At 62.9% G+C, this 9,172-nt stretch carries 8 protein-coding genes; all 8 read right to left on the reverse strand.

Going from position 1 to position 9,172, the window contains the following annotated elements; translation table 11 throughout:
- Window positions 1-748 (reverse strand): signal peptidase I (locus Y708_RS28430; protein ID WP_081746748.1); only part of this gene is annotated, 748 nt, incomplete at its 3' end.
- Window positions 749-810: 62 nt separating this feature from the next.
- A complete protein-coding gene (locus tag Y708_RS0112140; RefSeq protein ID WP_028280144.1) occupies window positions 811-1,431 on the reverse strand; it encodes a TasA family protein in 621 nt (206 codons plus the stop codon).
- Between the two features lie 125 nt (window positions 1,432-1,556).
- Window positions 1,557-2,759 (reverse strand): ROK family transcriptional regulator, encoded by a 1,203-nt coding sequence (locus Y708_RS0112145; protein WP_035776191.1) that lies wholly within the window; start codon window positions 2,757-2,759, stop codon window positions 1,557-1,559.
- Between the two features lie 58 nt (window positions 2,760-2,817).
- A complete protein-coding gene (locus tag Y708_RS0112150; protein WP_253905796.1) occupies window positions 2,818-3,645 on the reverse strand; it encodes a carbohydrate ABC transporter permease in 828 nt (275 codons plus the stop codon).
- Window positions 3,646-3,770: 125 nt separating this feature from the next.
- Window positions 3,771-4,652: a carbohydrate ABC transporter permease gene (locus tag Y708_RS24675; RefSeq protein WP_035776180.1), complete on the reverse strand. Its 882-nt coding sequence runs from the start codon at window positions 4,650-4,652 to the stop codon at window positions 3,771-3,773.
- Window position 4,653: 1 nt separating this feature from the next.
- Window positions 4,654-5,994, reverse strand: a complete 1,341-nt coding sequence (locus tag Y708_RS0112160; RefSeq protein ID WP_028280147.1) for an ABC transporter substrate-binding protein — start codon at window positions 5,992-5,994, stop codon at window positions 4,654-4,656.
- A gap of 129 nt (window positions 5,995-6,123) precedes the next feature.
- Window positions 6,124-8,082, reverse strand: a complete 1,959-nt coding sequence (locus Y708_RS0112165; protein ID WP_028280148.1) for an aconitate hydratase — start codon at window positions 8,080-8,082, stop codon at window positions 6,124-6,126.
- A gap of 95 nt (window positions 8,083-8,177) precedes the next feature.
- Window positions 8,178-9,172, reverse strand: a 995-nt coding sequence (locus Y708_RS24680) for an ABC transporter substrate-binding protein (protein ID WP_051478947.1), incomplete at its 5' end; no start/stop codon positions are given.

Consider the following 9,172-nt stretch of genomic DNA (forward strand, 5'->3'; position numbering starts at 1 on the left):
CAGCCAGTCCGTCGATGACGGCGGGGTCGAGTACCGGCAGGTTGTCCGGCACGTCCAGAGGTTCGGCTGCCGTCTCGGGGGTGTTCTCATCATTCTTAGTGGGCTTTGACCAGATCATGGTGAGCAGCACAACAACCAGTACCGCCGACGAGCCGTAGACCAAAACGTTGTTGAGCACGGGTGCCCGGAGCGCCCTGATGACGTTGCCCAGCTCGGGAATCACCATGAACACTTCGTAAACGTAGTCTCCTTCGAGGGTGGCTTCCCAAGGGTCCGCACCGTCATTGGCGTCTCCCTGGGTGCGGACCGCGGTGGAACCGTCCTCGCGGTCCATCACCTCAATGATCCGGTGGGTTTCAACCCGGTGGTCGTCAATGGGAATGTGGAAGCTGATGACGTCGCCCACCTCCACCTCGCTCACGGGCTGGCGGGTGGTCACCACTACGTCGCCCGGCATGATCTCCGGAGCCATGCTTGCGGTGAGCATGGTGGCGGTCTGGTAGCCAAAGACCCTGGGGCCGATCGCGAGGATCAGAAACGCTGCGGCAGTGAGGATCAGGAGGATCGTTGCCGTGAAGCTGACCAGCCGGCGCAGCAGACCCTTGGGCGCCGACTCTTCCGCGACGGTGGAGTCTTCTTCATGTGATCCGGCGGAAGGCGGGGCGGCGGCGAATCGAGCCGGCGCCGTCGTCGTGCCCTTGCAGCGCGGCCCGGTTGAAGGCCGCAGCTCCGGATCAGTGATCGTCATGATTCTCCTTGGGACATGAAGCAACCGTCCAGGCCGGAGAACGGTCCGGCCCGGACGGAAGACTAGCGGCTTTCTGCGGTGCGCTGTGTTGCGGTGAAGTCAAAGGCCACAGTGCTGGAGAGACCCTGGAACGTGTTGTCCGCGGCGGCCGGCAGACTCAGCGTGACACGCAGGTTATCTGTCTTGCCCGTGGCGAGAGACGTCAGGTTGGCCAGCGGGAGGTTCGCGCCGACCACCGCGCGCTGCGCCAGGACGGTACTTGTGGTTCCGGTGCAGGTGTACGTATAGGCAGGCGCGGTGCCGGTCTCGGTCCATGGCAGGGAGCAAGCGTCCACCTGCAGCTGCAGTCCGAGAATTGCGTCCGTGTTCAGCTTGGAGGACACGGTGGGCGAGGTGGTTAGAGAGACTGACGCGAAGCCCTGGTTTCCGGTGTTACTCAGGGTGGCGGCACGCTGGATGGTGTCGCCGGGAACAATGCCGGCTGCGGCAACGTTCAAGCGGTTGGCTGCGGTTCCGACTGTCCCGAGCGCTATCTGCACGGTGCCCGCGGTGACAACCTCGCTGGCCGAGGTCGTGGAGGTGAAGGATCCGTAGGTTCCGAGGCCCGCGACGCTGGCTGCAACGCCAACCAGAACCACTGAAGCAAGAACTTTGCCGGAAGTCGATTTCAGACTGATACCCATGATGAGACCCGTTTCTTTGGAAGACCCTTTCAGCCCTGTGCGGCTGACTAAGTCCACTCTGACGGGTCAAGTTCAACTGTCCGCGGAATGTAGGCCGAAGGATTCCTCAAGAAAGTCCGAAGGACTCAGTTGGCCAGCAGTAGCCGGTCCGCGCGCGGGCCCAGTGTCTGCTCCAGCATCAGGCACGCGGCACCGATAGCCGCTACATCCTCCCCGATTCCGGTGGACACCACCTCCACCGGATGAATGCTTCGGGCGGCACGGAAATCCAATAGCGACGCCGGCACCACCTCCAGATAGCGGGTGGCCAACGGCCCCCAGAAGGGACCTCCAAAGATCACCCGGTCGACGTCGAGCATGTTGGCCAACACTGACACGGCGCGGGCCGTACGTGCGGCGGCGCGGTCCAGGATTTCGACGGCGACAGGCTCCCCGCGCTCGGCCGCTGTGCACAGGTGCAGGAAGCTCTCCGCTATTTCGGTGCCTCCGCTCCGCTGCCGCAGGTCCTTGAGCATGCCGAGCGCTTCAGCCTCCAGCACCAGGGAGCGCGGATCGCAGGTCACCGCAACACAGCCGCGCAGGCCGCAGGAGCAGTGCGGCCCCCCGGGATCGGTGACAATGTGTCCAATTTCGCCGGCGTTGCCTGACGTTCCGCGCAGCACCTCGCCGTTGACCACCATCCCGCTGCCAATGCCCGTGCCTATGTAGACAAAGATGAAACTCTGCGTACTGCCGTGCCCGCCGCCCCAGATCTCCGCAACGGCGGCCGCTGTCACGTCCTTCTCCACGAGCACCGGCATGCCGGTGGCCTTCACCAGCGCGTCCCGCAGCGGAACCCGGTGCCAACCCAGCAGGAGTGGCGGATCCACCACGGTGCCCGCCGGTTGGTCGATGGGTCCCGGCGGGGCAACTCCAATGCCCTCGATGCGTTCGGTGTCCACACCGGATTCGTCGATCAGGAGGCGAACCTCATGAAGGATGGCGTCGATGATGCTCGACGGATCGTTTCCCAGCGGGGTTTCCTGGGTGCGCCGGTGCAGCACCGATCCCATCAGATCCATCAGCACTACGGTCATCACGGCGGGATCAAGGTGAACGCCGATCGCATACCGGCCGGAGGGGTTTATCCGGAGGATGGTCCGGGGCTTGCCCGGTCCACTGCCTGTCTTGCCTGCCTCGACTATCAGGTCCGCGTCGAGGAGCCGGCGCGTGATATTTGAGACCGCCTGCGGGGACAGGCCAATTGCTTCGACCAGTTCCACGCGGCTGAGCCCTTCGCTGGACCGCCGGATTGCGTCAAGAATGACGCTCTGGTTGAAGTCGCCCATCATGGGAAGGTTTGTGCCGCGGCGCATGCTCGAATGGTATCGCTTGGCGGGAGTGTTGCTACCCTTTGACGGCGCCCTCCGTGAGCCCACCGCGCCAGAACCGCTGCAGCACCAGCATCGCGATCACCAACGGAATGACCGAGAGCAGCACGCCGCCCGTGGTCAGCTGATAGAACTCCGGCAGCCGGTCGGTCTGCGAGTTCCAATTGTTCAGGCCCAGAGTGATGGGGTACAGGTCGGTGTCCGCGAGCATGATCAACGGCAGGAAGTAGTTGTTCCAGATGCCCACCAGCTGGAAGAGGAAGACGGTCACCAAGGCCGGCGTCATGACCCTCAGTGCCAGCGTATGGAAGATCTTCAGCTCGCTGGCACCGTCTATCCGGCCGGACTCCAGCACAGAGGTATCCACGCTTGCGTCGGCGAAAATACGGCAGAGAAACAGGCCAAACGGGGAGACCAGCGAAGGGATCAGCACACTCCAGTAGGTGTTGGCTATGCCTAAGTCGCTGAACAAAAGGAACATTGGGAGCGCTGTTGCGGTGGCCGGTACCAACACTCCACCGAGAATGAGTCCAAAGACCAGGTTGCGCCCCCGGAACTCGTACTTGGCAAGCGCATAGCCGCCGGCGGCCGCGAAGTACGTTGCCAGCAGCGAACCCACACCGGCGTAAAGCAGGCTGTTGGCAAACCAGCGGACAAAAATGCCGCCGTCGTACGTGAGAACCAGCGTGAGGTTCTCAATGAGGTTGATGTTCTCCGCAAACCAGAAACCGTTGGTACCGAACAGGTCCTCGCTGGTCTTGGTGGCCGCGATGATCACCCAGTAGACCGGAACCAGGAAGTACAGTGCCACCACCACCAGGATCCCGGTGACCAGAATGGTCATTCCGGGTGAGCTCCGGGCACCATTGCGGGTTTTGCGGCGCGGTTTCTGCCGGTCCTCGGCTGAGGCCGGTTCAGTTTCGCCGGCTGAGCGGCCTGGCTGCGGGTCAACCGTGGTGCGTGCGTTCATTACCGTTTCCTATTCGTCAGTGCCAGGAACGTAAACGAAAGTACAAATGCCGCAAGCGCAATAATCACTGCCTGCGCGGAGGCAACACCGTAGTCGCCGTTGGTGAAGGCCTGCGTGAAGGCACTGAGGTTGGGCGTGTACTGGCTGTCGATCGCCGGCGCCACCGTGGCGAGCACCTGGGGTTCAGCGAATAGCTGCAGTGTGCCGATGATGGAGAATACTCCCGTCAGCACCAGTGCGGGACGGATAAGCGGAAGCTGAATGGACCAGGCCACTTTGAACGGTCCGGCGCCGTCCATGCGGGCGGATTCATAGAGCTCACCGGGTATGGACTTCAGCTGGGCGATGATGATCAGCATGTTGTAGCCCGTATAGGTCCACGTCACAATATTCGCGATGGACCACAGCACGGTGCTGGGCGAGAGGAAATCCACCGGAATACCCATGGCGTCGAAAAGACCGGTAATGGGGCTGATCCCCGGCACGTACAGGAAAGACCATAGGATAGTCGCGATCACGCCCGGAATTCCGTACGGCACAAAGTACGCTGCCCGGAAGGCGCCGGGCCATTTCGCGGAGGCCGATTCGAGCAGCAGGGCGAGGATCACGCACAGGATCAGCATGACGGGCACCTGGACAACCCCAAAGAGGAGCATCCTGCCAATGGACGCAATGAACCCGCCGTCCTCAAGTGCTGCAGCGTAATTGCTGAACCCGGCGAATCCACTGGTGACTCCACCTTCGCCAAACAGCCCGAGTCGTTGGACTGAGGTGAAGCTGTAGCCAACCGCTGAGGCAATCGGAAGCACAAAAGTGAAGACAAACAGCAGCAGGAAGGGTGCCAGCAGAATCCAGGGCGCACGCTTTTGGGCCGTCTTCATCTCAGCCTCCTGCCCGCACGCTCAGTCCAACATTCCGGAAGGCGTCCACAGTGCGCCGCTGCGCCTCCGCGAGTGAATCGACAAACGAAGTTCCGGCGGTGAGCTTGGTACGGAAGCCGTCGGACAGGATGAGGAAAATCCTCTCCGTCATGGGTGCCCAGTTCCAGTCCAGGTTCTGGTCCTGCGATGCCGACACAAACACCTCTTCGTTGTAGTTCTGGCCGCTGAAGAATTCCGACGGCGCCTGCCGGGTTTCACCGATGTAGTCCGGAGACACCGACCAGCCGATCCCCGAGTTCTTGATCATCGCGTCAATTCCCTCTGGGGTGCTGGTCATCCAGGTGACAAATTCCAGGGCCTCCCTGGGGTGCTGCGAATTGGCGAAGATGGCGGCTGTGGAACCGCCCAGCTGACTGGACCCGTAGCCCATGTCCGGCCAGGAGGCCATCGGCGCAACCTTCCAGTTGCCCGCTCCCCCGCTGGTGCTCTGGACCAGGGCGTCACCCCAGGAGCCCGTGGTTACCGAGAGGATCTTCTGCTCGCCCGCGGCGGCGTACCAGCCCGGGGAGAAGGCACCGTATCCGGTGTTGACCAGATCGTCGTCGATCATCCGGTCCCAGAATTCAGCTACCCGGAGTGTAGGTTCATCGGTGAAGTTCATGACCCATTCATCGCCTTCGGTGCTGAACCACTGCGCTCCCGCCTGGATGGCCATGCTCACAAAGAAAGACGCATCGGCAACATTGAAAACTTCCAGATAGGTGTCCGGACTCAGGTTGCGCGCTTCGCGGGCCACGGCTTCCCATTCCTCCCAGGTGACAGGCGGCGCTGCACCGATCTCCTCGAGCGGTGCGGTCTGGTAGAACCAGCCCATCGGTCCGGAGTCCTGGGGGATGGCGTAGATACCCTCGTTGATATTCACCTGTTCCCACGTGGTGCGGTCATACCGGCTCGCCAGGTCCCGTGCGCCGTAGGGTGCGAGGTTAGCGAGCGCTCCGCCGAGCACAAAGTCCGGCACGGAACGGAATTCAATCTGACCAATGTCGGGACCGCCACCGGCGTCGGATGCGGCCCGCTGCTTCGCGTAACCGCCGTCGTTGCCCGGCTCCATGAATTCGGCCTGCACCTGGATGTTAGGGTTCTGGCTGTTCCAGATGTCGCAGACGTTCTGCAGGTCCTTGAGCCATGCCCAGTAAGTCAGGGACACCGGCCCCTCTGCCGGCGGCAGCACCGGTTGGATCTGGCCAGCCTGCATGCCTGGCGCGCCGCAGGCAGCAAGCGCAGTGGTTGCCAGTCCGCCCAGCCCAAGGCCAAGCGCGCGGCGCCGGGTGATGTCCTCCATCGGATTTCCTCCGTTGCACTTTGCTTCGTTTTTGAACGTCCGGCGCCGGAGACGCCGTCGTCCTCTTGAAAACCCTACCGGAGCGAATTTATGGCGCAAGGGTTCGTCTACACAGCCCGTGATCCTTGTCTACTCCGGTTTGCCGTCGTGTTCCAGCAGTACCCGACCTTCGGCGCGGACCTGGGCCAAAAGACCTCCGGCGCTGAGGATCGCCCGCTCGCCGGGGGAAAAATCAAGGCCCAGGGTCAGCACGGCGTCTCCGTCGACGCGCGCGGTGACAGAGGTAGCGCCATCGGCCAAGGCAGCCGCCAGCCCTTCGATGGTCCACCCCTGACCCATCGAACATTCGGCATGAGTCGGAAGCACCAGGGGAACAATGCCAGCCGCAATGAGATTTCGACGGTGAATGCGTGCGTAGCTGCGCGCAGCGACCACGCGGATGCCAAGAAACAGCGGGATGAGCGCCGCGTGCTCCCGGGAGGAGCCCTGCCCGTAATTCTCGCCGCCAACGATGACCCCACCGCCCCACTCCAGTGCTCGGTCGTGGAAATCGGGGTCCAGTCGGCGGAACATGAACCGGGCGCAGACCGCAATGTTGGACCAGACGGACATGGCGATGGCGCCGTCGGGGGCCATGTCGCCGGTGGAGATGTCGTCGCCGACCACAATAAGCACGCTCGCGCTCACGTCCGCAGGCAACGGACCGGGAAGCGGCGGCGGGACGAGGTTGCTTCCCCGTTCAATCTCAATGCTCCGGCGCTCCTCCGCAGGCAGGACGCCGGTGATGTGCAGGTCATGGATACCCGGATTCGCGGCGACAGCGGGCCGCAGGTCTCCGACATCTATTCTCGAGGCGTCGACGATGGCCCCTTCCAGCGCGCTTGCCGCCGCCGTCGACGGCGAACACAGGTACACGCTGTCCTCGGCCGTTCCGCTACGGCCGGGAAAGTTGCGGTTGAATGTGCGCAGCGAGGGAGCGCCTGCTGTAGGCGCCTGGCCGATCCCGACACACGGTCCGCATACGGGTTCCAGCATCCGCGCGCCGGCGTGCATGAGATCCTCGTAGACGCCCGAGGCAATGATGGTCTGCAGAATTTGCCGAGAGCCCGGCGTGACAGTCAGCTGCACTGCCGGATGCACTGAGCGGCCCTTCAGGATTGCGGCGACGGTGGCCAGATCCTCGTAGGAACTGTTCACGGAGGACCCCACGCACACCTGTACCACCTCGGTGCGCGGCAGTTCGGCTACCGGCACCACGTTGCCTGGAGAGTGAGGCTTTGCCACCAGCGGCACCAAGGTTGAGAGATCAAGGTGCTCCACGCCGTCGTACGCAGCACCGTTATCGGCACTGAGCGGGCGATAGTCCGCCTCACGGTTCTGCTCGCGCAGCCAGGTGAGCGTGTGTTCGTCTGATGGGAAGACGGCTGTCGCTGCGCCGGTTTCGACGATCATGTTGCAGATGGTTGCCCGGGCGGAGATGGACAGCGAGGACACGCCGTCGCCGAAGAATTCGAAGACCTTGCCGCGGCCGCCGCGGACACCGTGGCGGCGCAGGAGCTCCAGCACTATGTCCTTGGCTTCCGCCACTGGGCCCAGTGTTCCGGTAAGTTCGACCCCGATCACCGCCGGGCACACGAAGTCGAAGCCGTAGCCGGCCATGGCAACGGCTACTTCGAGACCTCCGGCTCCCAGTGCGAACATGCCCAGTGCACCGGCGGTTGACGTGTGGGAGTCGGCGCCCACCAGCACGCCGCCGGGCCGGGCGAAATGCTCAAGGTGGATGTAGTGCGAGATTCCATGGCCGGCAGGAGAATAGCGCAGTCCGTAGCGGGCCGAGAACGTTCTCAAATAGTGATGATCCTGCATGTTCTTGTCGTCGATCTGAAGCACATTGTGGTCCACATACATCACGGCCAGTGGCACGGCGACAGAATTCACGCCGAGCATCTCGAACTGCATGGCGGCCATGGTGCCGGTCGCGTCCTCAATTAATACCTGGTCAACGCGGACAGTGATGTCGCTCCCGGGGGTCAGCTCGCCCATCGCGAGGCTTGCTCCCAGCAGCTTTCTTGTCAGGTTCTCGCCCATGATTCCCTTACCTCTTTGGTTATTGCGCGCCGATGAAAGCGGTCCTGCAGCCCACAGTGAATGGGCGGCAGGACCGCTGGTGATGCCGGGTTTGTCTACTCCACGAACTCGTTGGTGTAGGTTTCCTCGAGATCGATTTCCACCTCGCCGACCTCCGGGTTCGCGATGCGCTGGGTCTCAAGCACCGCCTGAACGCCTTCCTCGGTGAAGATGCCGTCCTGGCTGAGGGTCTGCTTCATTTCCTCGATGACAGTGGCGTACTGCTCCGGATCGCCACCGGCAAAGGTCTCAGGCATCTCCGCAGCAATTTCCTCGCCGGAGTGTTCGGCAATGAACTGCAGCGCCTTCGTGATGGCCGCTGCCAGTTTCTGCGCTGTTTCGGGATTCTGTTCAAGCCAGTCACTGGTGGCGTACAGGCTGGACGAAGGCCATGCACTGGCCCCGAAGACGTCCTGCAGGCCTTCGAGGGTGCGCACGTCCTCAATGATGGTGGGCTCGGTGCCGAGACGCTTGCCCAGCACCGTGACATCCGGTTCCAGCATGACGGCCGCGTCAACCTGGCCTTGCTCGACGGCGGCGACGGCGGAGGACCCGGCGCCGATCGCGGAGACGGACGCGTCGGTGAGTTCCATGCCATTCTCGGACAATAGGTACTTCACAAACATGTCGGTGGAGGAGCCGGGCGAAGTGACGCCGACGTTCTTGCCCTTGAGATCGGCAACGGTCTTGATGGTGTCCTTGTTTTCTTCGGACACCACCAGGGCAAGGCCGGAAGAGAGGTTCATGTTTACAAATGCTTTGACGGGCTGGTTCTTTGCCTGCATCTGGATGGTGTGTTCGTAGTAGCCGCTGGTGACGTCGGTGCTGCCGCCGATCATGGCGGTGAGGGCTTTCGAGCCGCCCTGCAGGTCCTGAAGGTCGACGTCGACGCCTTCCTCCTCGTAGTAACCCAGTTCATCGGCGAGTGTGGTGGGCAAGTAGGTCAGCAGGGTCTGGCCCCCGATGCCGATGGTGACGGTATCCGCGCCGCCCCCGCCGTCGTCGTTCCCTGCCTGCCCGGGCGGGGCCGCCGCAGGTGCGCCACAGGCGG

The sequence above is a fragment of the Arthrobacter sp. H5 genome (assembly GCF_000520595.1).
Taxonomy (GTDB): domain Bacteria; phylum Actinomycetota; class Actinomycetes; order Actinomycetales; family Micrococcaceae; genus Arthrobacter_D.

Bases quoted from the DNA above. Each gene is read 5' to 3' on its own strand.
- Y708_RS0112140 (WP_028280144.1), bottom strand. From the start codon at position 1,431: ATGGGTATCAGTCTGAAATCGACTTCCGGCAAAGTTCTTGCTTCAGTG.
- Y708_RS0112145 (WP_035776191.1), bottom strand. From the start codon at position 2,759: ATGGGCGACTTCAACCAGAGCGTCATTCTTGACGCAATCCGGCGGTCC.
- Y708_RS0112150 (WP_253905796.1), bottom strand. From the start codon at position 3,645: ATGACCATTCTGGTCACCGGGATCCTGGTGGTGGTGGCACTGTACTTC.
- Y708_RS24675 (WP_035776180.1), bottom strand. From the start codon at position 4,652: ATGAAGACGGCCCAAAAGCGTGCGCCCTGGATTCTGCTGGCACCCTTC.
- Y708_RS0112160 (WP_028280147.1), bottom strand. From the start codon at position 5,994: ATGGAGGACATCACCCGGCGCCGCGCGCTTGGCCTTGGGCTGGGCGGA.
- Y708_RS0112165 (WP_028280148.1), bottom strand. From the start codon at position 8,082: ATGGGCGAGAACCTGACAAGAAAGCTGCTGGGAGCAAGCCTCGCGATG.